Below are 24,908 nucleotides of genomic sequence, written 5' to 3' on the forward strand. Positions count from 1 at the left end.
TGGAGCGTAGACCGAGGCGCGAGTTATCGTCGAATCTTGTGGTTGGGGTAGGTTGAAGAGGGCGGCAGGCTCGGGGAGAAGGAAGGTGTTCTACGCCTTTTCCCTCCACGAACCTTGCCGCCATGCACGAAGCTACCGCATCGACGATTCGGCTTCCAGACTCCCGCGACGCGCTCGCCGAGATCCTCCGCCAGGGCACCCGGTCGCTGCTGGCCCAGGCGGTCGAGGCGGGAGTCGCCGACCGGATCGAACAGCGAACCGAAGCGAGAGACGCCGCCGGCCCGCCGACAGGTCGTCCGCAACGGCTACTCGCCCGAACGCAAGATCGTCACGGCGCTCGGTCCGATCGAAGTCGAGCAGCCGCGCGTCCGCGACCGGCGTCCGGAAGGCGAGCGGGAGAAGTTCTCCTCCGGCCTGCTTCCGCCTTACCTCCGCAAGACCAGGAGCGTCGAGGAGCTGATCCCGTTTCTCTATCTGAAGGGCGTTTCGACGGGCGACTTCGGCGAGGCCCTGTCGGCGATCCTGGGACCGAACTGCCCCGGCCTGTCGGCCTCGACCGTGACGCGCCTGAAGACGGTCTGGGAGCAGGAGTACGAGGCCTGGAGCGGGCGATCGCTCGAAGAGAAGGAGTACGTCTACGTCTGGGCGGACGGCATCCACGTCAACATCCGCCTGGAGGAAGACCGTCAATGCATTCTCGTCCTGATGGGGGCGACCGCGGACGGTCGCAAGGAGTTGATCGCGATGACGGACGGCTACCGCGAAAGCGCCGAGAGCTGGCGGGAACTGCTGCTCGACCTGAAGCGTCGGGGGCTCGCGGCCTCGCCGAAGCTGGCGATCGGCGACGGAGCGCTCGGCTTCTGGAAGGCGCTGGCCGAGGTCTTTCCCGAGACGAAAGATCAGCGATGCTGGGTCCACAAGACGGCCAACGTGCTCGACAAACTTCCCAAGGGCAAGCAGCCGAAGGCGAAGCGCATGCTGCATGACATCTGGCAAGCCGAAACCCGCGAGGAGGCGGGCCGGGCGTTCGACCCTTTCGTCGAGGACTACCAGGCCAAGTACCCCAAGGCGACGGCCTGCCTGACGAAGGATCGCGATCAGCTACTGACCTTTTACGACTTCCCGGCGGAGCATTGGCGTCACCTGCGAACGACCAACCCGATCGAGAGCGCTTTCGCCACGATCCGCCTGCGTCACCGCCGGACGAAAGGCAGCGGCAGTCGGACGGCGTCGCTGACGATGATGTTCAAGCCGGCCGAGTCGGCGAGCCGGCGCTGGCGGGCTCTCAACGGCAGCAAGCTCTTACCCGACGTCCTTCGAGGAACTCCCTTTCGCGACGGCCTTCCCCTCGACCGATCCGCCGCCTGATTCGACCGCCCCTACACAAGAATTGACAATAGCTCCCGAGGCGCAGCCGAGGTCGAAGCGGAGGTCGAAGCGGAGGTCGAAGCGGAGGTCGAAGCGGAGGTCGAAGCGGAGGTCGAAGCGGAGGTCGAAGCGGAGGTCGAAGCGGAGGTCGAAGCGGAGGTCGAAGCGGAGGTCGAAGCGGAGGTCGAAGCGGAGGTCGAAGCGGAGGTCGAAGCGGAGGTCGAAGCGGAGGTCGAAGCGGAGGTCGAAGCGGAGGTCGAAGCGGAGGTCGAAGCGGAGGTCGAAGCGGAAGCGGACCAGCGATTCGCGAACTGGCTGGGCGTGTCGTAGCCCAGCGAACTGTGGGGTCGAACCTCGTTGTAATCGCGTCGCCAGCGACGGGTCAGTTCCCGCGCCGCCGACAGGTTCTCGAACTCCTCCTGGCTCAGGAACTCGTCCCGCAGCCGATTGTGAAAGCTCTCCGCGTAGCCGTTCTGCCAGGGGCTTCCCGGCGCCACGTACAAAGGCTCCAGGCCGAGCCTCGCGAGCCAAGCCTGCAACGCCTTTGCCGCGAACTCCGGGCCGTTGTCCGAACGAATCGCTCGCGGCACGCCGCGCATCGCGAATTGCTCTGCCAGCGTGTCGATCAAGTCCTCCGCCGTGACGCTGCGGTCGACCTTCAGGACGAGGCATTCCCGCGTGAACTCGTCGATGAGCGACAGCCATTTCAGTTGACCGCCGGTCGTCGTGCGGTCGAACGTGAAGTCCCAGGCCCAGACGTCGCAGGGCTTCGTCGCCGGACGCCGGTCGCAGGCGTTGGCCGAGATGCCCCGGCCACGCTTCTTTCGCCGCTTTCTCGGTACTTTCAGCCCCTCTCGCCGCCAGAGCCGCAGAACCCGCGTCTCGCTCGCGTTCCAGCCTTCGTCGCGAAGCAGTCTCGCGACCCGGCGGTAGCCGAAGCGAGGCCGACGCCGGGCGAGGCTTCGCATCCGCTCGCACAGGCCCGGTTCGTCCGAGCGCGGCGACGAGCGGTAGCGATGCGTGCCGCGGCAGAGATCGACGGCTCGGCACGCTCGTCGCTCCGACACGTCGAACCTGGCTCGCAGTTCGTTCGCGGCCTCTCGCTTGCGAGAGGGGCTCACCAGTTTCCCGACGCGACGTGCTTAAGCATTCGAAGATCGAGCGTCTGCTCGGCGACGATCTGCTTCAGCCTGCGATTCTCGTCTTCGAGTTCCTTGAGCCGCTTCGCTTCCTCGGACTTCATGCCGCCGTATTGGCGGCGCCAGCGTTCGAGGGTCGACTCGCCGATCTCCAGCGCCTTGAGAACCTCCGCGAGGTCCTTGCCGGCGTCGGCATGGCGTCCGCGTCGCGGAGCTTCCGCACGATCTGCTCGGGACTGTGACGTTTCCGACGTTTCTCCGACATTCTCGGTCTCCTCGCCTTCAGGGCTTCGAGACCGTCACAACGCATGGATCAGAAATCGAACAGCATTCCAGTCTGGCTCGCCGCGTTCCGCGTGGAGACGAATTAAAGTCCGCGTTGCCTACTGGTCCCAATTCGCGGCGTGTCGAGAACCTGCGCCTCTCGGGGGTGTAGCCGGAATACCGCGAAACCCTGACAGACAAAGCAGCTACATCCAGAGCTGTCAGGGCGTCGCCTACGAGACGATAACTCCCTTCGCTTCGCCGATACGTTTCATCACCTGAGGAAGAGGTTGCAGATTCGGTTTCACCGAGCGGTCGAACCGAATCTCTCCCGTCCTCGCATCGATCTCAGATCTAGCGATCTGCCTGCCATCCTTTCGTGCAAGGTGCCCGAAGAGGCGCTCGATGACGTGCTCAAGTTCCCCGTGGCTATTCTCAGGATCGGAGCTGAAGTTCTCGATCGAGAAACGATCCGAGACCATTGCCGAGAAAGCCGCCGGACGCAACCAGAACATAGTGCCGGCAAAGAAGACATCATCCTCCCCGAACTGGTTGATGCCGACGATTCGCTCCGTGTCAGAATCGATTGCCTCGGGATACATTCTCGTGTACAGAAGTAATTCCGCAGGACCGACTAACGACAGCAATTCGTCCCGCCCGAACGCCTTCAAAATTCGATTGACGGCCTGAGTACTTCCCGCGAGGCTGTCCCATGAGTAGTCCCGCCAAGCCGCCCCCAAGAGAGGCTTCAACCGACCCGCTTCGTAAAAACCCTTCTTCGTCTGGATCTTCAGAACGGCGCGGTAGTCCCGGCGAGTTAGCGTCGGGAGAACGTGCAAGAACGGCCCGATGTCTCGGCCGCGGTTGGGAAGGGGCAGGCAGATCGCATCTTTGAACCTACTCTTCACCTTCTCGACGATTTGCCTGTAACCCCATAAAGGGAGCGTGACAATAAGGTCGAAGTCGTCGCGAATGTTAGCCAGCCGGTCAAGTAGTGGATCGACGAGGTCGGTGTAGTATAGGTGAGCGACTACGGCAACGGCCCGCGGCCTCTGCTCTTGCAGTTTCGCCAACTCAGCGTCCGCCGCTTCCACGGCGCTAGCTTCCATTGAACTTAGGCGCGAATCTGACGGCACCGCCGTCAGATCCACCGCTTCCAAGAGCTTAAAGAGCGCATTGAGATACCGGGGTGCAGGAAGGTTCGCGTATTCTTCTCGCTCGAAAATCGGTGCCGGGATACGCCACTGCTCGCCTAGAGCGCTGAAGTGCTGGAGCGGATTGATGCCGTGTTCTTTCACGTCCGGGTACATGTCAGTGTACCAAGCATCATCTACCGTCTTCAGCAGGCGCAAAACGCTAAGCCGAGTGTCGTTTCTCAGCCACTGAACCTGCAGCCAGTCCTTGATCGCCCAGGCGTCATCACTCCCGCTCGAGCGTATGAGTGCTCTGAGCGTCGGCTGAAAGTTAACGCCTTCGCGAAAGCCATAGACTTTGTGGCATCCGCCGCGCGACCGACCTCCTGGCTTCGGTGCGACGAAGCCATTGGACTGCGAGTCTACGGGACCCGCCGCCAGTTCGCTTCTGCGAAGCACTCCTTCGCCGGACGCGAATGCTGCGTACAGAGCGCCTGCCATAGCGAAGGCGTCACCCGGGAAACGCCGATGGATTCCCACCAGCGTCGAGATTCGATGGGCGAATAATTGCGGATTGGTGAGCCATTCTTCGCCCGCGAGATATGCGTTGAGGAAGAACGTACGGAGCAATCCGATGCTGCGAAGGTAGGTGCTACGGTCGAAATTCCCGGAAATCGCTTCATCCAGCGTCGGGAAGACGCCCGAAGGTTTGTAGACCGCTTCGCCGAGTACCACCACCACCTTGTCGAAATAGAGAGCCTCGAACCCGACCGAACTATTGACTGTGATGACCAGATCAGCGACCTGCATCAACCGTGCATTCGACACAGGCGTAAGCTCATCCAGCCAGACGACGTGACTCTGAAGAGATGCCAACGCGGAACGGGCAATGGCGCTTTCCTGCGAAGATCCTTCGCGATACCGAGAAGCCGGATGAGGCTTAACTATGACCAAATAGCCCGCATCCACCAGCTTCGGTACGACATCGAGCACCACCTGGCGAAGGTCTGGATACTTCGAGAACTGGATCAAGTTGGCGTCGTCGAATAGCTGTAACGCCAGAAAAGCGATCTTGCGACCGCCTTCGATCAGCTTCTCCGACAAGTGCGGCGGCAGCATCGAAAAGCGATCGCCATAAAACGCAGCCTCCGCGTCCTCCGCCGATCCCAACACGCTTTCTTCTGCGGACGTTTCAAGTCCGTGTACGATTGTTTCGACCTGTCCTATTGAAAGCCTGGGCACTAGCGCCGAGCCGTTCGTTCCCATGGGGTCGAAGACGTACGAATCGAGAAAGGGCTTCCTCGAACACCCAAGCTCCAATCCCACATGAGTGAGGCCGTAGTCGCGAGCGAAGCGATTGACGACGCCGTTTTCTCCCCAGTGCAGGATGACGTCGAACGGAAACTCCGCCCAGATGCGTTCCAAGACAGCCGAATAGGGCAGGGACGTCGAGCCTCCCTGCATACAGTCCGACCAAAGCGAGATGCCGTCGGTTTCCCATGGCACGAGCTGCGACTTGAAAAAAGCGTCTTCATCCTCTGTGGGCCATAGAAGTCGACCCTTCAGAACCGCGTCGCCGTCCTCCTCTACTTCCTCCTCTACTTCCTCCTCTACTTCCTCCTCTACTTCCTTCTCTTCGTCTGACTTGTTCAGCAAACGCAGCGTCTCAGAGTTCCCATAGACTCGGAGGTCGACGCCGATGATGCAAGCGGATAACTTTGCGGCGCGGCGTGCGACGTCCGCGAAGTGCGTCATGGAGTTCCGCACTGGGAACGGCTCGACGTAAAAAAGGGCTCGCATTAGAAACCGCCTGCTTGTCTTAGGGCTGCGACAGCGCTTCGCTGAGAGACGAAATCCAAATTCGCCCGAACGAAGGCGCCACGTTCGGGTTCGCTCTGGTCGCCGGTTAGCGCCTCATACCATTCGTCCTGATTTCGGGCTAACGTAATCCGAGATGGTCCGACCGCGATGAAGTCCGGGATCGGAGTCGCGACTAGCCGGCATCCAGCGATCGCTGCTTCTAGGAATTTCACTCTAGACTTGCATGCGTTGAATGGTGTCTCTTCTAACGGCGCGATCACAGTGCTGCAAACGCTCATCAAGTCTGGCAAGTGCCAGTAGTTAGCCACTTCGCGTACTCGCACGTTCGGCAAAGACGCAAGACCGTACGGCAATTCGACAGGCCCCACGACGAGGAGCGTCCTTCGGAGATCCTCTGAGAGAACGCGATGTAGAACGTCCTTGACGACCGGGAAATCCGCATTGTGACTTCGCGTTCCAGCGAAGTACCCGATAATCTGCGATCGTCGTTTACGGAACGCAGTTGCTGCGCGCAGGTGGGGTCCGAGTAACGAGTCAGGCAATTCATTCGGTACGACTGCAACTTGAGCAGCAGGTCTGATCGCGTGAACCCGCTCAGCGAGAGGCTGCGTGGATACTGAAAAGCGATCGAAACGCTCAAGCGCTTTCTGGTTGTCGGCAAAAGCGCGAATCGCACTCTCCCGGTCCATCGTGCCATTTCTTATCGCGGAAGAGACTAGGGCGACTCCCTCGTTGCCGAAGATGAGATCGTCGTAATCGGCGATTAGAGTTCGATGGAGCGACCGCAACTGATCCGTTACGCGCTCGAAGAAGCGGCGCGAGGCGGAGGGGCGGTGAAAGACGTACACATCGTAGTCAAACGACGGATTTCGGAAAAACGTAGCAGCAGAGCATACGGTAACCCGACACCCCTGCTTCGATAGACACTCGGCCGGGTGATAGCAGCGATACCGAACCGAGGGGTCCTGATACGGGCTTTTTTCCCGCGACGTCTCCGACACGAAACAGATCGACGGCTTGCCATCGAGGCTACCGCACCCTGTCCTAGAGCCGTCGGGCAGTGGCAATTGTGCCGCGGCGATGTCAGGAACGGGCGTAGGTGTGGGATTCAATTGCCTGTGCCTCGTGAGCTAACCTGTGCCGCCGATTTCGCGCCCCTGCGGCGGCCGGTGCTCGTGTCGGAGGTTCGTTGATCAGCGTTGCACCGGATCGGGTCCGAACGGTGCTCCGCATCCGGAAACTATAGTTCCTGCTTATTCACGCAGCTTCCGTGGCTTCAGAAAAAAGGTCCGATTCGCTTCTGGTTTGGTCCGACCGGGGGTAGAAGGTCGGTCGGAACGGTTGCCGCAATTGAGGACGGTTCTGCTTTTGTGTCGCCGCATCGACTCCGCGATCGCGGAACGTCCGTCGAGGCGAATGCAACGGTCGTTCCGGCGCTTGTGGTTACGGGGACCGATCGCACGGGAGGGCCTGTAGCATTTTGCAGTCGCGGGTCGGGGACGCTCAAGGCCCTTTCCGAAACGTGCGTGGGGAAGAAAAGTCGGCGACGAAAAGGCCGACTGGAGAGCGAGGCCGCAAGACCTGCACCGTAGGAAACTTTTGCCTGATGCCAACGCGGATGGCGAGAGGAGTGGATAATTGACCGATCTCAGACAGCGTTACGGCGCTCGGAACCTGGCGAAGAACAAAATAGGGGTATCCGCTACCGCTCGATCCGCGACTTTCGCGAAGTGCCACCGCGTGACGTGACATATTGTCTTCTTTATCGAAGTCCCTCAGATTTGGAGTCGAACGCCAATGTCCCACGACTACCGCATCACTTTCAAAAACGAAAAGACCGGCAACACGAAGGACGTGTTCGTCGGTGCTGAGGCAATGGCGATTTTGCAATCTGAATTTTTGTCGAGAGTTCCGGTTTCGAGGGACGCTCATGCCAAGTGGGTGTTAGACCACCTCAAGGCATCGCTTTACGTGGCCGTTTCCGAAGTGTCCCGTTCCGCTGGCGTGGCCCCAACGAATATCCAAGACCAAGATCGCACAGGCTGACGCGGGGATCGCAGCTGGTGCCCGCGCCGCGGGAGCGGCCATTTTTGGATCCTTCCAAAATCGCAAGACTGGTCGTCAGCGCAGGTGGGACATCGCATGTGGGCCGGCTGAACCTGCAGTAGCAACATCCACTGCGGCAATGGACGGATGCGCGAGTTATCGTCGAATCTTGTGGTTGGGGTAGGTTGAAGAGGGCGGCAGGCTCGGGGAGAAGGAAGGTGTTCTACGCCTTTTCCCTCCACGAACCTTGCCGCCATGCACGAAGCTACCGCATCGACGATTCGGCTTCCAGACTCCCGCGACGCGCTCGCCGAGATCCTCCGCCAGGGCACCCGGTCGCTGCTGGCCCAGGCGGTCGAGGCGGGAGTCGCCGACCGGATCGAACAGCGAACCGAAGCGAGAGACGCCGCCGGCCCGCCGACAGGTCGTCCGCAACGGCTACTCGCCCGAACGCAAGATCGTCACGGCGCTCGGTCCGATCGAAGTCGAGCAGCCGCGCGTCCGCGACCGGCGTCCGGAAGGCGAGCGGGAGAAGTTCTCCTCCGGCCTGCTTCCGCCTTACCTCCGCAAGACCAGGAGCGTCGAGGAGCTGATCCCGTTTCTCTATCTGAAGGGCGTTTCGACGGGCGACTTCGGCGAGGCCCTGTCGGCGATCCTGGGACCGAACTGCCCCGGCCTGTCGGCCTCGACCGTGACGCGCCTGAAGACGGTCTGGGAGCAGGAGTACGAGGCCTGGAGCGGGCGATCGCTCGAAGAGAAGGAGTACGTCTACGTCTGGGCGGACGGCATCCACGTCAACATCCGCCTGGAGGAAGACCGTCAATGCATTCTCGTCCTGATGGGGGCGACCGCGGACGGTCGCAAGGAGTTGATCGCGATGACGGACGGCTACCGCGAAAGCGCCGAGAGCTGGCGGGAACTGCTGCTCGACCTGAAGCGTCGGGGGCTCGCGGCCTCGCCGAAGCTGGCGATCGGCGACGGAGCGCTCGGCTTCTGGAAGGCGCTGGCCGAGGTCTTTCCCGAGACGAAAGATCAGCGATGCTGGGTCCACAAGACGGCCAACGTGCTCGACAAACTTCCCAAGGGCAAGCAGCCGAAGGCGAAGCGCATGCTGCATGACATCTGGCAAGCCGAAACCCGCGAGGAGGCGGGCCGGGCGTTCGACCCTTTCGTCGAGGACTACCAGGCCAAGTACCCCAAGGCGACGGCCTGCCTGACGAAGGATCGCGATCAGCTACTGACCTTTTACGACTTCCCGGCGGAGCATTGGCGTCACCTGCGAACGACCAACCCGATCGAGAGCGCTTTCGCCACGATCCGCCTGCGTCACCGCCGGACGAAAGGCAGCGGCAGTCGGACGGCGTCGCTGACGATGATGTTCAAGCCGGCCGAGTCGGCGAGCCGGCGCTGGCGGGCTCTCAACGGCAGCAAGCTCTTACCCGACGTCCTTCGAGGAACTCCCTTTCGCGACGGCCTTCCCCTCGACCGATCCGCCGCCTGATTCGACCGCCCCTACACAAGAATTGACAATAGCTCACGGATGCATGGAACTCCCGAGAGAGGCCCGCGGGCGCTAGCAGGCTGTTGATCTCTGGCTCTCGGGCGGACGCGACGTCACGCGGCGGCTAATCGGCGGAAGGACGTGAGGAGCGCGAGCCGAAGCGCGGAGGCGATGCAGTCGATCGCTCGATGCGATCTGGCGGCGCAATGGGCGAAGCGGGAGAGTCGAAACGCGGCGGAAAGCGCCTCGCACAGGTCTCCGAACTGCTTCGGCTTGCCCGCTCCGAGCAGTCGCCGCAGGATCCGTCCGAGGTTGTAGGCGACGGCGGCGACGAGATAGCGCTTACGGATCTTCGCGAGCCCGCGAAGCCAGGTCCGTCTGGCGCCGCCGGTTTCGAGCACATGGGCGAAGGTCCGCTCGACCTTCTCGCTTCGTAGACGCTGCAGCCTGCGACCGCGGCGCCCGCGCGCGTTCCGGCGATTGCGTCGATAGGCCGCCTGACGACGAGGCGGCTTGCGTTTTCGCTTCCGAGACTTCGCTCGCTTCGGCTGCGGGATATAGGTGCGCACGTGCGTCTCGTGCTGCAGCCGGTCGAGCGACTCTTCGCTGTGATAGCCCTTGTCCGCCGCCACCTCTTCCACGTCGCAGCCCGTCTTCGCCTCGCGCAGGTTCGTTCGCGCCGCGTTGACCGTGCCTTCGATCGTCCGGCAGTCGCCGGCGGTTCCTTCGTAGACTTCCGCCGCGACGATCACGTCGGTCTCCAGATCGACGGCATGCTCGACCTTGTACTTGAGATGCGTGCGACCGTCCTTCATCTTGCCGATGCGGGCGTCGGGGTCGTGCGGATTGACCCACTCGTCGTTCGAGACCTTCTTGTCCGTCCGCTTCTTGTCGAAGCGACGAAGCTCCTCGTCGTCCGGATCGGACTCGCCCGTTTCGGCTTCGTACAGCTTGCGGACGTACTCCCGCCAGTCGTCGCCGTTCTCCCGGCGGATGATCGACTTCATCGAAGCGTTCGCTTCAAGGTCGCTGGCGTCGACGCCGAGCGTCTTGCCCTTGAGCAGACCCTTCGCATGGCAGAGGCCCAGGACCAGCTCGAACGCGAGCTGGTGGATCTCCAGCGGCAGGCGGTTCCGCGTCAGCGTGAGCGTAGAATGATCGGGCGTCTCTTCGCCGGGCCCGTAGCCCAGGAAGCGGGCCAGCGAGCGGCTGTCGTCGCAGCGCCAGGCGATCCCGCGCTGACTGTCGATCCCCTCGAAGTAGCCGATGAACAGCATCCGGAAGTAGACGCCCGGCGCGAGACCCTTCCGTCCGGTCGTCTCGTAATAGGGCGCCGCGGCTTCTTCCAGCCGTCCGTCGAATTCGATCTCGGCCAGCAGACCGTTCAGACGGTCGTAGAAGACGTTTCGCGGACCGCTCCCCAGCTTGTCCGTCGGAACCCAGAACGTCCCCTGCGTCTCTCGCTTCCGCTTCCCCAGCCCCATCGCGATTTCTCCTCCGCGTCGTGATGACGCGAGGATAGCGCAGGCGAGGCGAAAATCAACGGCCTGTTAGGTTAGACGCCCTGACAAAACCTGCTGACGCCGATCTAAATCCGATTCGATTTTGCGTCATATAAGATGACGGGTACGTATTAGCATTCGCGAAGACGGCTGACAGCCTTCTGCCGACGACATCGCAAGTCGTAGACACCCGTTCGTGCCGTCCGGCCCTCGCCGTCGCGAATAGCAAGAGGCCGGTGGAAGTCGCCGGTCATAGTCTATCTATGCAAGGGCGATCTAAATCCACGTCGATTTTGCGTCATATGATTTTGAGTACGATAATTAGCTCCTCTCAGCCCAATCACACACCGAACTTCATGACCCTTTTCTGCCTTTCGACAATGGAGGGATGATGTCCCACATCGCCACGATCCAGACCGAAGTCAGAGACTCCGCCGCCGTAGATGCGGCCTGTCGCCGGCTCGGTCTCCCGCAACCGGTCCACGAGACCGTGCAACTCTTCAGCGGCGAGCGGACCGGCTACGCAGTCCGCTTGCCCGACTGGCGTTACCCCGTCGTCTGCGATCTTGCTCAGGGCACCCTCGCCTACGACGACTACGAAGGTCGCTGGGGCGAGCGGGCACACCTCGACCGCTTCCTTCAGGCGTACGCCATCGAGCGCGCGACCCTCGAAGCCCGGAAGCACGGAAACAGCGTCATCGAGCAGCCGCTCGAAGACGGCAGCGTCCGGCTCACGATCCAAGTTGGAGACGCCGCATGAAGACGATCGAACTTATCGTCGCGCCCGACGGCTCCTCCCGCCTCGAAACCCGCGGCTTCGCGGGCGAAACCTGCCGCGACGCCAGCCGCTTCCTCGAAGAAGCCCTCGGCGTCCGTCTCTCCGAGACGCTCACGCCGGAGTTTCACGCCGCGGCGTCGGAGCAGGTCCAAGAGCGTGAGCAGGCTTAGTCGCTCAGTTCTGCGTCGACCGCTTCGACGCCTCCGGCGCTTCCTTTCAGCCGCGCTTCGTGCGGTTCCGCCGCGCGCTGCCCGGCGCCTTCGCGCACTGGGCACGTCAGAAGAATTCGTCGCTTCGCGCACTACCCAAGGAGATCCAATGACATTCACCGACCGCTTGGGCGAACTCGTCCGGGCCTGCTTCACCGGCATCTGGATCGAGTCGCACGAGCATCCCGACGCGCTCGCTGCCCTCGCGCAGCTCTGCCGCCAGGAGAACTGGAGCTTCGCCTCCTGGGACGTCGACCAAGGCCTGCGGGTCGGCGGAGCCGAAGCGGCCGGCGTCTCCGCCGCCGATCCCCTCGCTGCCGTCCGGGCCGCCGGGGCCCTACGCACGGAAAGCGGCACAAGCATCGTCGTCCTCGTCAACTTCCACCGCTTCCTGCAGTCCGCCGAAATCGTGCAGGCCCTCGCGCGGCAAATCGTCGACGGGAAGCAGACCCGCACGATCTATATCGTGCTCGCGCCGGTCGTGCGGATCCCGGTCGAGCTCGAAAAGCTGTTCACGGTCGTGGAGCACGAGCTGCCCGACCGCGCGCAGCTTGCCGAGATCGCCCGCGGCGTCGCCACCCAGCCGGAGGAACTGCCCGAAGGCACCGAACTGGAGGCGATCCTCGACGCCGCCTCGGGTCTCACCCGCTACGAAGCCGAATCCGCCTTCAGCCTTGCCCTCGTGCGGGAGGGTCGTCTTGAAGCCGAGCCCCTGTGGGAACAGAAGGCGCAGATGCTCCGCAAAAGCGGCACGCTCTCGCTCCACCCGGGCTACCAGGACTTCGGCAGTCTCGGCGGCATGAGCGCGCTCAAGGCCTTCACGAAGCGCGCGCTCCTGCAATCCCGCCGCGACCGACCGCACGTCCGCGCTCGCGGCATCCTGCTGCTCTCGCCGCCGGGCTGCGGCAAGTCGAAGTTCGCCAGTACGCTCGGCGAAGAGGTGGGACGACCGACGCTGACGCTGGACGTCGGCACCCTGATGGGTTCGCTCGTGGGGCAGTCCGAGGAGCGAACGCGGGAGGCGCTGCGGATCGCCGACGCCATGGCTCCCTGCGTGCTATTCATCGACGAGATCGAGAAGGCCTTCGCCGGCGTCGGCAGCTCGGGTCAGACCGACAGCGGCGTCTCGGCGCGGATGTTCGGTCAATTCCTGACCTGGCTCAACGATCACGACAGCGACGTCTTCGTCGTCTGCACGGCGAACGACGTCAGCAAGCTGCCGCCGGAGTTCGGGAGGTCAGAGCGGTTCGACGGGATCTTCTTCCTGGACCTGCCGAGCCGGGAGGAGAAGGACCTGATCTGGAAGATCTACCTCCAGCGTTTCTCGCTCGACAGCGCCCAGCGGCTTCCGGCGGACGAGTCCTGGACGGGGGCGGAAATCAAGAGCTGCTGCCGACTGGCTGCGCTCCTGGACCTGCCGCTCGCGCAGGCGGCACAGAACGTCGTGCCGATCGCGATCACCGCGGCCGAATCGATCGAGCGGCTGCGGGCCTGGGCGAGCGGTCGCTGCCTCGCCGCTGACCGACCCGGCATCTATCAGGCGCCGGCGAAGCCGACGACGCGCCGCCGCGTCAGCCGGGAGCCTTCCGACAACTAACCCTTTCGCTTCTCAGAAAGGAGGCGCCGATGATCGCCGAACGCGATCTGGCGACGATCCGGGCGGCGCTCGCGTATTGGCGGGACGAGATGTCGCCGCACGCGCGCGACGCCCAAGCTCCCTACTTCGACGACGAGGGGGCGAATCCGCTGACCGGCGACGAAATCGACCGGCTCCGTGAAGGGCTACGGACCGCGTCGCTACGGAGGGCCAGATTTTCCGGCCCGCACGCGTTGCGACTGCTCTCGCGCGCCGAAGAAATCGCCGCCCTCGCCGACCGCGAATCGCTCGCCGCCATTCTGATTCCGCCGCAAGCTCCGACCGAAGGGTAACGAATCGCTAGCGAATCGATGGTGACTATGAGTATCATGCGAACCGATCTTGTTCGGAGAAATTTCCATGTCGACCGCTCTTTCAGACGCCGAACCTGGCGACTCAGTCCAGCGTGACGTGCTTGCGCTCCTGTCGGTCGCGCTCGACACGGCGACGACCGTCGCGCTGGTCGGGATGCCGCTCGCGCGATGGCAGGGCTGGACGCTCGCCGAGACGGCCCTCGGGCTCTTCGCGGCGGCCGGCGTCGCGATGCGACTGAGTACAGGTCGGCCTCTCGGGTTTCGGGCGCGCCTGCTCGACCCGGCCCTCTTCGCGATCTGGGTCGTCGCCTTCGCGGCGTCGGCCTTCTGGAGCGAAGCTCCGCGACCGACGTTCGAGGACCTCCTGGCGACCGAACCGCCGCCGGGATACATGCGGCAGCTCTCGACCTGCGGACCGCTCAGCGTCCTCGTCGACGAAGGCTGGTATCGCAACGTCCAGGGAGTCGACCAGGCGACGGGGCTTCTCGTCGCCGACGAGGTGGGACGGTCGCTCTGGCTGAACGCCGTGCCGCTTCCGGCGGAATGGACGGTCGAGGAATTCGCTGACGATGCTGCGGGGCGCGTCGAAGACGAGGAGCCGCTTCGCGAGCTGGAACGGCGTAGCGGCAGCGTCGACGGGTATCCGACGGTCGAACGTCTCTATGCCGTCGAGAGCGAGAACGAACTCCGCCTGCTCGTCGTCCTCGAACGCGACAGCCATCTGATTGTCGGCTGGGGCGTCTCGCCCGGCCTCGATTCCCGCGAGGGGATCGAGGCCATCCGCCGCGTCGCGCGGACCGCACGCGCCTGCGGCGACGTTCGCGACGACGCGCCGTCGCCCCACGAGGCGTTTCCCCCCTCGCTGTTGGAGGTCCTGCGATGACGGCTTCGGAATCGATCGCGGGAACGAGCGGCGAGATCCCCGAAGGACGATGGCATCGCGTCGCGGGCCAAGCCGGCGTCGTTCTCGGGCTGGCGGCTCTGGTCGCCGCGATCGCGGCCCGGTTCGTCGCGCCCGACCAGCTTTACGACCGCTACCTGCTTCTGGCGGCGATCGGCGCGGGGGCGGCCGCGGCGACGCTCGGCCGACGCGGGACAGGAACCGTTTCCCGCAGCGCGACGATCGTCTCGCTCGCGCTGATCGCGATCTACGCCGTTACGGTCGTCGTCGTTCCGCCGCCGCATGACGGGGTCAAGTCGGTCCTGGCCAATGCCCAGTTCTTGGACGAGAAACTCACTTACGTCGAGGGCAGAAACGGGATCGCCACGCTGTGGCCCGAGGAGAGCGAGTGGCGGATGTCATCCTCGCCCGATCCGTCGACCTTCGAGGCGCGCGGCGGGAACGTACGTCTCCGCATCGAACGGATCGCCGACGTCAGCGACCGGGCCGAACTGGGCGACTACGCGGACATTGCCTTGTCCGACATCGTCGATCGGGGCGAAATCGTGGCGTGCGACTGGGAGGGGCCCGGCGATTATGGAAACCGCCCGACCGCCTGGCGATCGATCTTGATATTCGACGATGACGCCGACGACACGCCGACCTACGGCGTCTTCGTCGTTTTCGCCGAAGGCGACTCGGTGTACGGCGCGCGCTTCGATGCGCCCGACCCCGTAGACATTATTGAGGCGGGGCCGGCCGTTCGGAAGGTAATGTCGCTTGCGACCGCGGATCCGACGAAGAAGGTCGAGCTTCGCAAGCGTGTCGGCTGGGTTTCGCCGTCCGTCGCTGCGTCATCCGCGCCGGAAACTTCCGGAGGTCCGACGTATGCGTCGCCGCGCACGGCGGGGGCGGGCCGTGTCCCGGCCAAGGCGCCGCCCTTGAAGCGGCGCGGAGGACGGGCTGGAGCCCTGAGGAGTCTCTCGGAGGCGCTTGGTCGGGCTTTTCCTAGCTACAACGAGTCCGCCCGCGGCGCCACCCGCTGAATCATCGGCCGTCGAAACGGAGGGTATCGCATGTCGGACGACGATCAGGAACGCTGTCCCGGCTGCGGAAGCGGGCGCACGGTCGCGGAAAGGCGATCGTTCCCGTTCGACCTGCTCCCGGCATTCGTTTGCAGCGACTGCGGCGCGGAATGCCGACACGAGTGGAAGCCGCATCTCGCGATCGCCGGTCTCTTCGGCGGCGGGGCCGTCGCGATCGTCGCGGGCGGATCCTCGCTTTGGGCCTTTCTCGCGGCCGATCCCGAGACGTCAGGCGGCGTAACGTGGATAGCGATCGCGCTCGGCACAGCGTTCGCCGTCGGCGCCGGATTCGTCGCGAAGCGAGGGTGGACATTTCTGCGATCGGGTCCGGCATGGGTCGTCGTCGAACGGGAGGGACGCGTCGCTCAGCCGATCCGAGATCGCGACGAAGTTCGCGTCGAGGTCGAACCGACGAAGCCGTCCGAACCTTCTCGGTGGGACTCGATCGGAAGCGTCATCGCCGTCGGCGTTCTCGTACTGGCGGCGATCTTCGGAATCGAAGATCCGCAGAAGCGTTCGGAACGAGAACGGCGCGAAGGGTTGCGCAGCGCGAACAGACCCATCGTCCGATCGGATCCGATGCGTCAAGCTCCCGCCCCGTCATCGACGCCTGCGAGGGAGGCGTCCGACGCCGACGTCGGCGTCCACGAAGAGCCGTTCCCGCCAGAAGTTCTCGAAAAGCTGGAAGCGTGGAGGAAGCGGACGCCGCGCGGAGGAAGCGATTCGCCCTATTTAGACGACCTGCTGCAACTTCCTTCGGCTTCGCCGCTCGCCGAGGGCGATTCGGACCCTGCTACCCCCGCGCAGCCGACTCTCCCGTTCGCTCGCCCGGTCCTGCTCGAACTCCCGCCGTACCGCACTGCTGATTCGAACGCGTCGCCCGACGTCACAGACCCCGCATCAGTTCCGAAAGACTGACGCCCAGGGTCTTGGCCAGCTTGTCGACGTTGCGGAGGGCGACGTTCCGTTCGCCCCGCTCGATGCCGCCGACGTAGGTCCGGTCGAGCCCGACCTCGTGGGCGAAGCCCTCCTGCGACCAGCCCTTGGCCGTCCGCAGCTCGCGGACGCGCTGTCCGAATCGTTTCAGGATGTCGCCCGACTTCGCCATGGCCGCATCTTGGCTGCGGCGCCGTCCATCGATCCACGGACTATGAGTAGCGATCGGACCGTTAGCGCCGATCGGCCTAGTTTCGAAACTTCGGGAGATCCGTCATGCCGAACTACCGAAAAATCTGTCCCGCCTGCGGCAGCGCCTCCGTCGCATACACGAATCAGTCGATGTTTCAGTTCCCTGTCGACCGACGCTGCAAGGACTGCGGCATGGTCTGGCGGATGCCCTGGGGAACTACGGAATCGATCGTCGCGATGCTGTTCGGCGCCGCGCTGGGTCTCGGCGTGGGCTACGTGTTGCTGAGCGCGGTCGGGATGTTTCTCTCGGGTAGGTTCGGCGTCATCGACCTGCTTGCCGCCGTCTTCGGCATCACGCTCGTTCTCTCCGGTCTCTCCGCCTTCTTAAAGGGCGCGGCTTCGCTACGGCAGCCGCGAAACGCTTGCCGCATCTTGCGGCGCGGCGATCAGTCGACGGCTCCCGCCGAGCCGCCCGAAGATCGCTCGTAGTTCGCTTTCGTTTCTTCGCCCTCCGCACTTGGAGTTCGATCATGTCCGAAGTCCTGGAAACGCCTGAAGCCGCTCGCGGCGATCCGGCTGCTAAGCTCCGCACCCAAACCGCCGCCATGCGGCTCTCCTTCGCCTGGTTCGGCGTCCGCAAGACCCTCTCGCCGGAGCAGAAGGCCGAAGCGGCGGAGACCTTCGGCGCGGACAGCCCCTTTCTCTCTGCCGCTAAGCGGCTGCTCGACACTCGCGACCCCGCCTTCCGCGCGGTCGGCGCCGTCAAGAACCAGGCCGTCGCCTTCTTCAAAGGCTCCTCGCTGCCCTACCCGGAGCCGGGGATCCGGCTCGTACGGCAGCGCGATCTGGCGGCGATCGACGAGCGGATGCAGGAGCTGCGCGGCGAACTGGCGCAAGCGGTGGACCGGCTCGACGAACGGTACTTCGAGCTCAAGCGTTCGGCACGCGACCGTCTCGGACGCCTCTACGCCGAAGGCGACTATCCCGCGTCCCTCGCCGGGCTGTTCGCGATGGAGTGGGACTTCCCCTCCGTCGAGCCGCCGGACTATCTGCGGCAGCTTAACCCCGGGCTCTACCGTCAGGAGTGCGAGCGAGCCCGCGCTCGCTTCGACGAAGCGGTGCAGCTGGCCGAGTCTGCCTTCTGCGAGGAGTTGGCGAAACTCGTCGAGCATCTCTCGGAGCGGCTCGCCGGCGATGCCGACGGGAAGCCGAAGATCTTCCGCGACTCGGCGGTGACGAACCTGGAGGAGTTCTTCGACCGCTTCGCCAAGCTCTCCGTCCGATCGAGTCCCGAGCTGGATGCCCTCGTCGCCCGCTCGCGCAGCATCCTCGGCGGCGTCGAGCCGCAGCCGCTCCGCGAGAGCGCGGGGCTGCGGACGCGAGTCGCCAGCCAGCTCGCGGGGGTGCAGGCTTCGCTCGACCAGCTGCTGGTCGACCGCCCCCGCCGCAACATCCTCCGCCGCCCGCGGTAGGAAAGCCGCCATGCAGCTGTACGTCCTTCCGGGCGGCGTCGTGCGCTGCCTGTACGACGAGTCGCTCGATCTGGCCGCGCTCGGCCAGCTGTCGATCGAGCGGGCTTCGCACGTCGAGCCGACGGCGGACGGTCAGTGGACCGCGGACCTCTCTCCAGTCGGCGGACCGACGCTCGGTCCCTTCCGGAGCCGATCCGCCGCGCTCGCGGCCGAAGTCGCGTGGCTCGAAAGCCGCCTAACCGGCGGCGTTCTTAATAAACGGGGCGCTGACTCGTAAGCGTCAGCGCCTCAGCTGCTTCGTTTCTTCGCCAGCCCCGGCGAGTCGGTCGTCAGACCGCGCTCGCCAGGGCTTCTTCGTTTCTGTCTCTCAGACCCTCAGGAGATCCGCATGCGCGCTTCCGAACTTCATCGCGCCGTCGCCCGCGCCACGGGCGAATCCCTGTCCGCCATCCGCCGCCGGGGCTTCAGCCTGCTCGGCGCCGAACCTGACGACGGCGACGGCTTCGCCGAACAGGGCGCCGGCCCCGTCGACTGGGACGCGCTCGACGCCGAGCGCGCGAGGCAGCCGCTCGCCGGCAGTCTCTCCGCCAGCTGACCGTCCCTCTCAGGCCGGACCTGCATCCGTTCCTACTTCCCTCTTTCCTTCGGAGCACGTTCCCCATGAAGATTTTCTACATTAACAACGATGGCGGCGGCTTCGCCGACACGATCGAGATCGAAAGCGGCACCACGGTGCAGAAGCTGTTCGACGATCGCGTGCAGTACGCGAAGCCGGCTGACTATCTCATCCGCGTCAATCGCCAGCCGGCGCCGGCGGACCAGGTCCTGCAGGAAGGGGACCGCGTCACCTTCACGCCCCTCAAGATCGAGGGTGCGTCGTGAAGGCGGCGCCTCTTTTCGCCAAGCTGGAGCGATCGAGTCGGCCCCGATCGCTCCAGCTCGTCCAGCGGATCCGCCTCGCGGCTCGGCTGGACGAACAGTACGCCGAGCGCGCACGGCGGCTCGAACCTCCGTCCCCGCCGGAAGCGAATTGGCGACGCCTCTCCGACCAGGCGTCGCTCGTGCGACGATCGGGCCGCGGTTCGTCGCGCGCCCTCGCCGCGCTCGATCGGCGGGCGACCGACTTCCAGCACGAGTTCGGCGCCTACGTCGAGCGGTTGCGGGCGTTCGTCCGGCGAACGCCCGCTCCCACGTTTCGCGACCTGTACGCCGAGCTGCTCGTCCTGGAAGAGGAGTTCGAGGAGGTCGAGATCGATCTGGCCGAGAAAACGCTGTCGGTCGTGACCGAGACGATCGCACTGGAGGAAGTCGAGCTCGGTCGCTTTCGCATCGTCCTTTACGACTCGGACGTCGAAGCCCCTGAGTACGTCCTCATCGCGCTGTCGGCGAACGAGCCTTCCTCCAGCGATTTCGCGAACGTGACCCATCCGCACGTGCGCGAGGAATCGTTGTGCGAAGGGGAAGCCTACGAGCCGATCCGGGCGGCGCTGAAGCAGGGACGGCTCGCGGACTTCTTCGCGATCGTCGACCGCACGCTCAAGACCTACAACCCCGGCAGCGCCTACGCCCGGCTGACGGAGTGGTACGGCCAGGAGTGTCAGGACTGCGGCGACCGGACGACGGACGACCTCAACTGCAGCCGGTGCGGGGATGCGACCTGCACCGGCTGCAGCCGCTCATGCAGCGGCTGCGACTGCGATCTCTGCACGTACTGCGCGCAGGAATGCTCCGGCTGCGAAGAACGCTTCTGCAGCGACTGCCTCGCCGAAAGCTCGTCCAGCGGGGGCGGGCTCTGTTCGGCATGTCTCGAAGAAAGGGAGAACGAACGTGAAGAAGACGAACAGGACTCCGACGACGAGAGCGAGTCCGAGGAAGCGGCGCCCGAGCCTGCGGTTCACGCCGTACGCCTGGGCGAAGCTGACGTTTCTGCGTGACCTGGGGCTGACGGAGATCGGCGGATTCGGGATCAGCGCCGCGGACGACCCGCTGCTGGTCGAAGACGTGCGGCTGGTGCGGCAGGTCTGCACCGCCGTCACGGTGCGGTTTCTAGATGAAGCCGTCGCCGACTACTTCGACGACTGCGTCGACCAGGGGCTGTCGCCGGATCGCTTCGCGAGAGTCTGGCTGCACACGCATCCCGGCTCCTCGCCTCTGCCTTCCGGCACGGACGAAGAGACCTTCGCCCGCGTCTTCGGTAGGACCGACTGGAGCGCGATGTTCATCGTCGCCAGACGCGGGGCGACGTACGCCCGCCTGCGTTTCAGCGCCGGGCCGGGCGGCGAAGTCGAACTGCCCACGTCGGTCGATTACGGGCGAGAGTTCGGAGGCTCGAACCGCACGGCTTGGGAGGCGGAGTACGCCGCCTGCGTCGAGCGGGAAGAGCCCCAGCCGTTCGACCACCCGGACTTCGACGGCTTCGACTGGTTTCGCGACCGTCCGCTCTTCAGCCGAAAGGAGGCGAGACTTGAACTTATCGACTGACCGCTTCGAGCGGCAGCGGGATCTGGTGCCGGCCGAGCGTCTCGCCTCGATGCCGGCAACCGTCATCGGCGTGGGAGCCATCGGGCGGCAGGTCGCGCTTCAGCTAGCGTCGATCGGCGTCCGGCGCCTGCAGCTGATCGACTTCGACGAAGTCGAGCTGACGAACGTCACGACGCAGGGGTACCGGCAGAAGAATGTCGGCTGCTCGAAGGTGGCCGCCACGGCGGCTGCGATCCGCGAGATTGACGCTTCGATCTCGCTCGATCTGGTGACCGATCGCTTCCGACCGGGCGTCCTGATCGGCGAGGCGGCGTTCTGCTGCGTCGACTCGATCGCGGCGCGGAAGGCCATCTGGCGTTCCGCCGGTCCGTCGCTTCGCTTCTGGTGCGACGGGCGGATGCTCGGCGAAACGATTCGCGTGCTGTCGGTCGCGGGCGACGAGGGTCGCGAACAGTATCCGCAGACGCTGTTCGAGGCGGGGGAAGCTGTCCCCGGCCGCTGCACGGCCCGTTCGACGATCTACGCCGCGTCGGTCGCCGCCGGGCTGATGACCCATCAGTTCACGCGCTATCTGCGCCGACTGCCGATCGACCCGGACGTGACGCTCAATCTGCTCGCGAACGAACTTACGGTCGCGCCCCCCGTTCCTGATTCGCGCTAAGGGAGGACCAATGCTCCACTTGTTCGCACGCCCGCCGCCCCGGAGGCTTGCCGCCCACGGTCTCGCACTCCAAATGAAAGGAAGGCGCCGATGGACGAACTCGTCATCGTCGCGATTCTTCTTGGGCTGGCGTACTGGGCGTTCCGGAATGGCAAACGGATGGGTAGCCGCGCTGGCTATTTCGCCGGACGCCGAAGCCGAAGCCGAAAGTGACGCCGCTCCACGACGCTCCAGGTGCCCCCGCACGAGACCTTCGTGCGGGGGCGGAGCGCGTGAAACTTCCTTTCACGTCGAAGATAATGGCGCCGGGTACATGCGAGAGCGACATTGACCGAAGGACGGGACGACATGAGCGATGCAGAAGAGCCTGTCGGCGACCTGCGGTGGCGGGATCGCTTCCTGACTCGTGAGGGAAACGTTTTCAGAGAGTTGCCTCTCGAGTACAGGTGGCCTTTCACGCGGCGGCATCCGCACTACCTACTTTATTGGCGATACGCGTGCTCAGACTTCCGCCCCGCCAGCTCAGAGGAAGAAGGTCTCGCGTTGATAGCGCCGCACCTCATGCTGGCGCTCAATGTGATCGGGAACCCGCCTGACCCGTCGCGAGAAACGCTCGCAGACGACGAGGCTCCGTTCGCAACCTGGGAGTCCAACTCCGTCACGTCGCCGCAGTTGCTCGGGCTCGCGATCGGTCTCGTCGCCCAACTACCCGCGCAGAAGCTCGAACATCTGAGCTGCCTGCTCTACCAGTACTCTCAGATCGCGGACGACGACGAACGGAAGATTCGGGCGCTGCACGACCTTTCGCGATGCGACATCGAGGAGCTTTCAAGGCAGGTCGACGCCCCCTTTCTCACCGTCGATCCGCAGGCGTCGCGCGGCCAACTGGACGCGGGCGTGTGGAGTTTCGTGAAGGCTTGGCGGGCGCGATGGGGAATCAGCGAACGCCGACTGCGGCCGGACTTGCACGACGAGCAATTGCGAGTGTGGGATCTGCATGAAGGGTGGACTGGCAGGACCTACGACGCCAGCTGCGAAACGCCGTACGAGCAGATCGCCGCCGAGCTCAAATTACCGCTCTCGACCGTGGGCGAACGATACCGCGCTGCATTCCGCCTTATCTCAGGACACGACTACTCGGTACGGAACTGGCGAACGCTCTTCGATGTGCTGAAGTTCGGATTTCTACAGCGGGAGGATCCCCAACCTCGCGTTCGTCGCGAGAGATCGGAACGATCAGCTTCCGTACGCAGCGTTCCCGACGCCCGACTGCTCGCTAACGCGGAAGATGCCGCGGAGGGCCCAGCTGCCCGAGCCTCCGTCGACCCATCGCACGCGGAAAACGATCCCGAGAGCGACCTACGAACGCTCATAGGGCTCGGTCGTTCGGACGCTCAGATCATTGACGAGCTGGATTGGCATTTTCCGGACGCCCGGGCGCTGATCGCTCACTTTCGCGGTCTTATGCGCGACGGCGAGGAGCGTGCTACCTAAAGCCAAGCGTTCCCCATTTCCGAAATAAGGGCAGCGCAATTTCGGAAGCCGAAAGGGTACTGGGCGTGTCGATGCACGCCGGCCCATGTGGAAAGGCTTCCGACGATGTGCGTCTCGCGTAACGATCTCCACCAGCTCTCGGTTCAGGAACTCGAACTTTGGATCGATCTCTTCGATCTCATCGAAGCCGGAAGGACGGACGCGGAGATCCTCGAAACCCTGGAACTCGCCAGCCCCTTGTCTTCGGAGGCTGTCTTCCGGCTCCGGCAATCCATGGAGGTGCAGATGCGCGCACCTAACCACGAATAACGGCCTAAGTCCGTGGTGGGGGATTCGCGGGAAAAGCGGCCACCGGAATAGGCAGGGCGCAATTCCGGAAGCGGTAAAGAGCGAGAGGCGCTCGTACGAGCGCCGCCCGCCTCCGATCGTTTCCCGCGCAATGACGTCCGATCCCTCTGCTCGTCTGCTGACGACCGACGAACTCGCGGCTCGCGCCGGCGTCTCGCCTCGGACGATCGCACGCTGGGCGGAGGCCGGGAAGATCCCCTTCGTTCAGCCGGCAGGGAAGGGCGGATCCAAGCGCTTCCCGCCCGACGCCCTCGATCCGCGGCCCGCCTCGGCGGAACCCGTCGCTCCGCCGCCCGCTGCGGCGACCGCTCAGCGTTCCCAGGCCCGGCGCTCCGGGCCGCGTCCGCGTTGGACGCAGGGTCCGCGCTCCTGAACCTCAGAAAGAAAGGCTCTCGTATGGCACCGACACGTAATCAGAAGGAGGTCATCCAGTGCGTCTACTTCGCCTGGAGCCTCTATTCCCGGGACGGCGTCTGGTACGCCGACGGGCGACCCCATCCCTCCCTGGACCGCTACTCGCTCGGGACGCGTGACCGTACCGAGGCGCTCGAAAACATCCGTCGACTGGACGCCGTCAAGGCGGTCGAACTGGGCCTCGCGAACGCTAGCGTTCTGCGGGGAGCGCCGCTGCCGATCGCGCGCGGCTGGGACCTGTTCCTGGAATACAGCGGGCGCAGCCAGGTGCAGGGGGGCGTCTCCGCGGGGACCCGCGTCCGTTACGAAGGCGTCCGCAAGCACCAGGAACCCTACTGCCTCAAGAACGGCATCCTCACCTGGAACGAGTTCGACAAGAACGCGATGATCCGCTTCGGAAACTTCCGCGGCAACGCTGCCGATGCGACCTCCTTCCTGGAACTGAACGTCCTGAAGGGCGTGATCAAGTACCTCATCGGGGAAGGTCTGCTGCCGGCGGAGTGCCGGATCAACCTGCCGCTGCGGCGCCCGACGGAGAGCGACACCTACTGCTACACGCGGCGCGAGGTCCGGGCGATGCTGGAGCTGTGCCGCACCACGCCGGAACTGCAGTGGCTCGAACCGATCCTGCTGACGCTCGCCGCCACCGGCATGCGGATCAGCGAGGCCGCCAACCTGCGGTGGCGGGACGTCGACTTCGCGGCGAACGTGCTGCGGGTGGCGGACGAACGTTCGAGTTCGCGACTCCGCAAGCTCGGGACGGCCCGCACGACCAAGGGCCGGCGCTCGCGCGTGATCCCCCTCTACCCGCAGCTCAAGGCGAAGCTGGCCGAGCTCCCCCGGACGCCCGACGGCTTCGTCCTGCACATGCCGATGGGAGGCAAGCTCAACGACGGGAACCTGCGGGAAGTCCTCAAGAAGCAGGTCCTGACGCCCCTCTCGGAACGTTTCCCCACGCCCGAAGGCGAGATCGGGTTCATCGATGGGCGCCTGCACTCCTTCCGCCACTACTTCTGCAGCGAGGCCTTCCGCTCGGGCGCCTCGGAGGGGACGGTCCGGCAGTGGCTGGGTCATGCCGACTCGCGGATGGTGGAGCGCTACCGGCACCTCCGCGCGGAGGACTCGGTCGAGTGCATGAACCGCATCGACTTCCTGGGCGAAGCCGACCAGCAGGCGGGTTAGTTCCAATTCGCCAGAGTGTCCTGCGAGTCTGGAAGCAGGGCGTCTCGAGTCT

26 protein-coding genes and 2 pseudogenes are annotated in these 24,908 nt (G+C 64.5%); 23 read left to right on the plus strand and 5 right to left on the minus strand.

Going from position 1 to position 24,908, the window contains the following annotated elements:
- The first annotated feature begins 122 nt into the window (after positions 1-122).
- A pseudogene (locus SH602x_RS18460) lies at positions 123-1,368 on the plus strand (IS256 family transposase).
- Positions 1,369-1,379: 11 nt separating this feature from the next.
- On the opposite strand, the gene SH602x_RS18465 reads toward SH602x_RS18460, so the two are convergent.
- The 3 genes from SH602x_RS18465 to SH602x_RS18475 form a co-directional block, all read right to left on the minus strand.
- The gene (locus SH602x_RS18465; RefSeq protein ID WP_479473717.1) at positions 1,380-2,489 is read right to left on the minus strand and encodes an IS3 family transposase; all 1,110 of its coding nucleotides are present in this window, start codon (positions 2,487-2,489) and stop codon (positions 1,380-1,382) included.
- On the minus strand, positions 2,486-2,662 hold the full coding sequence (locus SH602x_RS18470; RefSeq protein ID WP_479477117.1) for a transposase: 177 nt from the start codon (positions 2,660-2,662) through the stop codon (positions 2,486-2,488). Before SH602x_RS18470 ends, SH602x_RS18465 begins: the two co-directional genes overlap by 4 nt.
- A 342-nt stretch (positions 2,663-3,004) precedes the next feature.
- The gene (locus SH602x_RS18475) at positions 3,005-5,659 is read right to left on the minus strand and encodes a rhamnan synthesis F family protein (protein ID WP_479473718.1); all 2,655 of its coding nucleotides are present in this window, start codon (positions 5,657-5,659) and stop codon (positions 3,005-3,007) included.
- A 1,863-nt stretch (positions 5,660-7,522) separates the two neighbouring features.
- On the opposite strand from SH602x_RS18475, the gene SH602x_RS18480 reads away from it, so the two are divergent.
- Together SH602x_RS18480 and SH602x_RS18485 are read left to right on the plus strand one after the other, a co-directional pair.
- Complete coding sequence (locus SH602x_RS18480) at positions 7,523-7,771, plus strand: hypothetical protein (protein WP_479473719.1); 249 nt, start codon at positions 7,523-7,525, stop codon at positions 7,769-7,771.
- A 255-nt stretch (positions 7,772-8,026) separates the two neighbouring features.
- Positions 8,027-9,272, plus strand: a pseudogene (locus SH602x_RS18485) (IS256 family transposase).
- 113 nt (positions 9,273-9,385) lie between these two features.
- Here SH602x_RS18485 and SH602x_RS18490 read toward each other — a convergent pair.
- Positions 9,386-10,756: a transposase gene (locus SH602x_RS18490; RefSeq protein WP_479473720.1), complete on the minus strand. Its 1,371-nt coding sequence runs from the start codon at positions 10,754-10,756 to the stop codon at positions 9,386-9,388.
- 409 nt (positions 10,757-11,165) lie between these two features.
- Here SH602x_RS18490 and SH602x_RS18495 point away from each other — a divergent pair, with 409 nt between their 5' ends.
- The 7 genes from SH602x_RS18495 (at position 11,166) to SH602x_RS18525 (ending at position 16,594) form a co-directional block, all read left to right on the plus strand.
- Positions 11,166-11,534 (plus strand): DUF1257 domain-containing protein, encoded by a 369-nt coding sequence (locus SH602x_RS18495; RefSeq protein ID WP_479473721.1) that lies wholly within the window; start codon positions 11,166-11,168, stop codon positions 11,532-11,534.
- The gene (locus tag SH602x_RS18500) at positions 11,531-11,722 is read left to right on the plus strand and encodes a DUF2997 domain-containing protein (protein WP_479473722.1); all 192 of its coding nucleotides are present in this window, start codon (positions 11,531-11,533) and stop codon (positions 11,720-11,722) included. Before SH602x_RS18495 ends, SH602x_RS18500 begins: the two co-directional genes overlap by 4 nt.
- A gap of 148 nt (positions 11,723-11,870) precedes the next feature.
- Positions 11,871-13,358: an AAA family ATPase gene (locus tag SH602x_RS18505; protein ID WP_479473723.1), complete on the plus strand. Its 1,488-nt coding sequence runs from the start codon at positions 11,871-11,873 to the stop codon at positions 13,356-13,358.
- A gap of 29 nt (positions 13,359-13,387) precedes the next feature.
- Positions 13,388-13,690 (plus strand): hypothetical protein, encoded by a 303-nt coding sequence (locus SH602x_RS18510; protein ID WP_479473724.1) that lies wholly within the window; start codon positions 13,388-13,390, stop codon positions 13,688-13,690.
- 67 nt (positions 13,691-13,757) lie between these two features.
- Positions 13,758-14,594, plus strand: a complete 837-nt coding sequence (locus tag SH602x_RS18515; protein WP_479473725.1) for a hypothetical protein — start codon at positions 13,758-13,760, stop codon at positions 14,592-14,594.
- Complete coding sequence (locus SH602x_RS18520) at positions 14,591-15,637, plus strand: hypothetical protein (RefSeq protein WP_479473726.1); 1,047 nt, start codon at positions 14,591-14,593, stop codon at positions 15,635-15,637. Before SH602x_RS18515 ends, SH602x_RS18520 begins: the two co-directional genes overlap by 4 nt.
- 30 nt (positions 15,638-15,667) lie before the next feature.
- Positions 15,668-16,594, plus strand: coding sequence for a hypothetical protein (locus tag SH602x_RS18525; protein WP_479473727.1), 927 nt, complete (start codon positions 15,668-15,670; stop codon positions 16,592-16,594).
- Here SH602x_RS18525 and SH602x_RS18530 read toward each other — a convergent pair.
- The gene (locus SH602x_RS18530) at positions 16,563-16,784 is read right to left on the minus strand and encodes a helix-turn-helix domain-containing protein (RefSeq protein ID WP_479473728.1); all 222 of its coding nucleotides are present in this window, start codon (positions 16,782-16,784) and stop codon (positions 16,563-16,565) included. The two genes, SH602x_RS18525 and SH602x_RS18530, sit on opposite strands and share 32 nt — an antisense overlap.
- 170 nt (positions 16,785-16,954) lie before the next feature.
- On the opposite strand from SH602x_RS18530, the gene SH602x_RS18535 reads away from it, so the two are divergent.
- The 13 genes from SH602x_RS18535 (at position 16,955) to SH602x_RS18595 (ending at position 24,856) form a co-directional block, all read left to right on the plus strand.
- Positions 16,955-17,293: a hypothetical protein gene (locus SH602x_RS18535; protein WP_479473729.1), complete on the plus strand. Its 339-nt coding sequence runs from the start codon at positions 16,955-16,957 to the stop codon at positions 17,291-17,293.
- Between the two features lie 41 nt (positions 17,294-17,334).
- Positions 17,335-18,276 (plus strand): hypothetical protein, encoded by a 942-nt coding sequence (locus tag SH602x_RS18540; protein ID WP_479473730.1) that lies wholly within the window; start codon positions 17,335-17,337, stop codon positions 18,274-18,276.
- 10 nt (positions 18,277-18,286) lie between these two features.
- Positions 18,287-18,553, plus strand: a complete 267-nt coding sequence (locus SH602x_RS18545) for a hypothetical protein (protein WP_479473731.1) — start codon at positions 18,287-18,289, stop codon at positions 18,551-18,553.
- Positions 18,554-18,664: 111 nt separating this feature from the next.
- A complete protein-coding gene (locus SH602x_RS18550) occupies positions 18,665-18,871 on the plus strand; it encodes a hypothetical protein (protein WP_479473732.1) in 207 nt (68 codons plus the stop codon).
- 65 nt (positions 18,872-18,936) lie between these two features.
- Positions 18,937-19,158, plus strand: a complete 222-nt coding sequence (locus tag SH602x_RS18555) for a MoaD/ThiS family protein (RefSeq protein WP_479473733.1) — start codon at positions 18,937-18,939, stop codon at positions 19,156-19,158.
- Positions 19,155-20,210 carry a hypothetical protein gene (locus SH602x_RS18560; RefSeq protein ID WP_479473734.1) on the plus strand — a complete coding sequence of 352 codons (1,056 nt, stop codon included), beginning with the start codon at positions 19,155-19,157 and terminating at the stop codon, positions 20,208-20,210. Before SH602x_RS18555 ends, SH602x_RS18560 begins: the two co-directional genes overlap by 4 nt.
- The gene (locus tag SH602x_RS18565) at positions 20,104-20,757 is read left to right on the plus strand and encodes a hypothetical protein (RefSeq protein ID WP_479473735.1); all 654 of its coding nucleotides are present in this window, start codon (positions 20,104-20,106) and stop codon (positions 20,755-20,757) included. Before SH602x_RS18560 ends, SH602x_RS18565 begins: the two co-directional genes overlap by 107 nt.
- The gene (locus SH602x_RS18570; RefSeq protein WP_479473736.1) at positions 20,741-21,418 is read left to right on the plus strand and encodes a ThiF family adenylyltransferase; all 678 of its coding nucleotides are present in this window, start codon (positions 20,741-20,743) and stop codon (positions 21,416-21,418) included. Before SH602x_RS18565 ends, SH602x_RS18570 begins: the two co-directional genes overlap by 17 nt.
- Before the next feature lie 90 nt (positions 21,419-21,508).
- Positions 21,509-21,631, plus strand: a complete 123-nt coding sequence (locus tag SH602x_RS18575; protein WP_479473737.1) for a hypothetical protein — start codon at positions 21,509-21,511, stop codon at positions 21,629-21,631.
- A gap of 348 nt (positions 21,632-21,979) precedes the next feature.
- The gene (locus SH602x_RS18580; protein ID WP_479473738.1) at positions 21,980-22,912 is read left to right on the plus strand and encodes a hypothetical protein; all 933 of its coding nucleotides are present in this window, start codon (positions 21,980-21,982) and stop codon (positions 22,910-22,912) included.
- A 105-nt stretch (positions 22,913-23,017) separates the two neighbouring features.
- Positions 23,018-23,221: a hypothetical protein gene (locus SH602x_RS18585; RefSeq protein WP_479473739.1), complete on the plus strand. Its 204-nt coding sequence runs from the start codon at positions 23,018-23,020 to the stop codon at positions 23,219-23,221.
- A 130-nt stretch (positions 23,222-23,351) separates the two neighbouring features.
- Complete coding sequence (locus SH602x_RS18590) at positions 23,352-23,633, plus strand: helix-turn-helix domain-containing protein (RefSeq protein ID WP_479473740.1); 282 nt, start codon at positions 23,352-23,354, stop codon at positions 23,631-23,633.
- A 23-nt stretch (positions 23,634-23,656) separates the two neighbouring features.
- Positions 23,657-24,856 (plus strand): tyrosine-type recombinase/integrase, encoded by a 1,200-nt coding sequence (locus SH602x_RS18595; RefSeq protein WP_479473741.1) that lies wholly within the window; start codon positions 23,657-23,659, stop codon positions 24,854-24,856.
- The last annotated feature ends 52 nt before the right edge of the window (positions 24,857-24,908 follow it).

Source organism: Lignipirellula cremea (assembly GCF_056501455.1).

Bases quoted from the DNA above. Each gene is read 5' to 3' on its own strand.
- SH602x_RS18475 (WP_479473718.1), bottom strand. From the start codon at position 5,659: ATGACGCACTTCGCGGACGTCGCACGCCGCGCCGCAAAGTTATCCGCT.
- SH602x_RS18480 (WP_479473719.1), top strand. From the start codon at position 7,523: ATGTCCCACGACTACCGCATCACTTTCAAAAACGAAAAGACCGGCAAC.
- SH602x_RS18490 (WP_479473720.1), bottom strand. From the start codon at position 10,756: ATGGGGCTGGGGAAGCGGAAGCGAGAGACGCAGGGGACGTTCTGGGTT.
- SH602x_RS18495 (WP_479473721.1), top strand. From the start codon at position 11,166: ATGTCCCACATCGCCACGATCCAGACCGAAGTCAGAGACTCCGCCGCC.
- SH602x_RS18500 (WP_479473722.1), top strand. From the start codon at position 11,531: ATGAAGACGATCGAACTTATCGTCGCGCCCGACGGCTCCTCCCGCCTC.
- SH602x_RS18505 (WP_479473723.1), top strand. From the start codon at position 11,871: ATGACATTCACCGACCGCTTGGGCGAACTCGTCCGGGCCTGCTTCACC.
- SH602x_RS18510 (WP_479473724.1), top strand. From the start codon at position 13,388: ATGATCGCCGAACGCGATCTGGCGACGATCCGGGCGGCGCTCGCGTAT.
- SH602x_RS18515 (WP_479473725.1), top strand. From the start codon at position 13,758: ATGTCGACCGCTCTTTCAGACGCCGAACCTGGCGACTCAGTCCAGCGT.
- SH602x_RS18520 (WP_479473726.1), top strand. From the start codon at position 14,591: ATGACGGCTTCGGAATCGATCGCGGGAACGAGCGGCGAGATCCCCGAA.
- SH602x_RS18525 (WP_479473727.1), top strand. From the start codon at position 15,668: ATGTCGGACGACGATCAGGAACGCTGTCCCGGCTGCGGAAGCGGGCGC.
- SH602x_RS18530 (WP_479473728.1), bottom strand. From the start codon at position 16,784: ATGGCGAAGTCGGGCGACATCCTGAAACGATTCGGACAGCGCGTCCGC.
- SH602x_RS18535 (WP_479473729.1), top strand. From the start codon at position 16,955: ATGTTTCAGTTCCCTGTCGACCGACGCTGCAAGGACTGCGGCATGGTC.
- SH602x_RS18540 (WP_479473730.1), top strand. From the start codon at position 17,335: ATGTCCGAAGTCCTGGAAACGCCTGAAGCCGCTCGCGGCGATCCGGCT.
- SH602x_RS18545 (WP_479473731.1), top strand. From the start codon at position 18,287: ATGCAGCTGTACGTCCTTCCGGGCGGCGTCGTGCGCTGCCTGTACGAC.
- SH602x_RS18550 (WP_479473732.1), top strand. From the start codon at position 18,665: ATGCGCGCTTCCGAACTTCATCGCGCCGTCGCCCGCGCCACGGGCGAA.
- SH602x_RS18555 (WP_479473733.1), top strand. From the start codon at position 18,937: ATGAAGATTTTCTACATTAACAACGATGGCGGCGGCTTCGCCGACACG.
- SH602x_RS18575 (WP_479473737.1), top strand. From the start codon at position 21,509: ATGGACGAACTCGTCATCGTCGCGATTCTTCTTGGGCTGGCGTACTGG.
- SH602x_RS18580 (WP_479473738.1), top strand. From the start codon at position 21,980: ATGCTGGCGCTCAATGTGATCGGGAACCCGCCTGACCCGTCGCGAGAA.
- SH602x_RS18585 (WP_479473739.1), top strand. From the start codon at position 23,018: ATGTGCGTCTCGCGTAACGATCTCCACCAGCTCTCGGTTCAGGAACTC.
- SH602x_RS18590 (WP_479473740.1), top strand. From the start codon at position 23,352: ATGACGTCCGATCCCTCTGCTCGTCTGCTGACGACCGACGAACTCGCG.
- SH602x_RS18595 (WP_479473741.1), top strand. From the start codon at position 23,657: ATGGCACCGACACGTAATCAGAAGGAGGTCATCCAGTGCGTCTACTTC.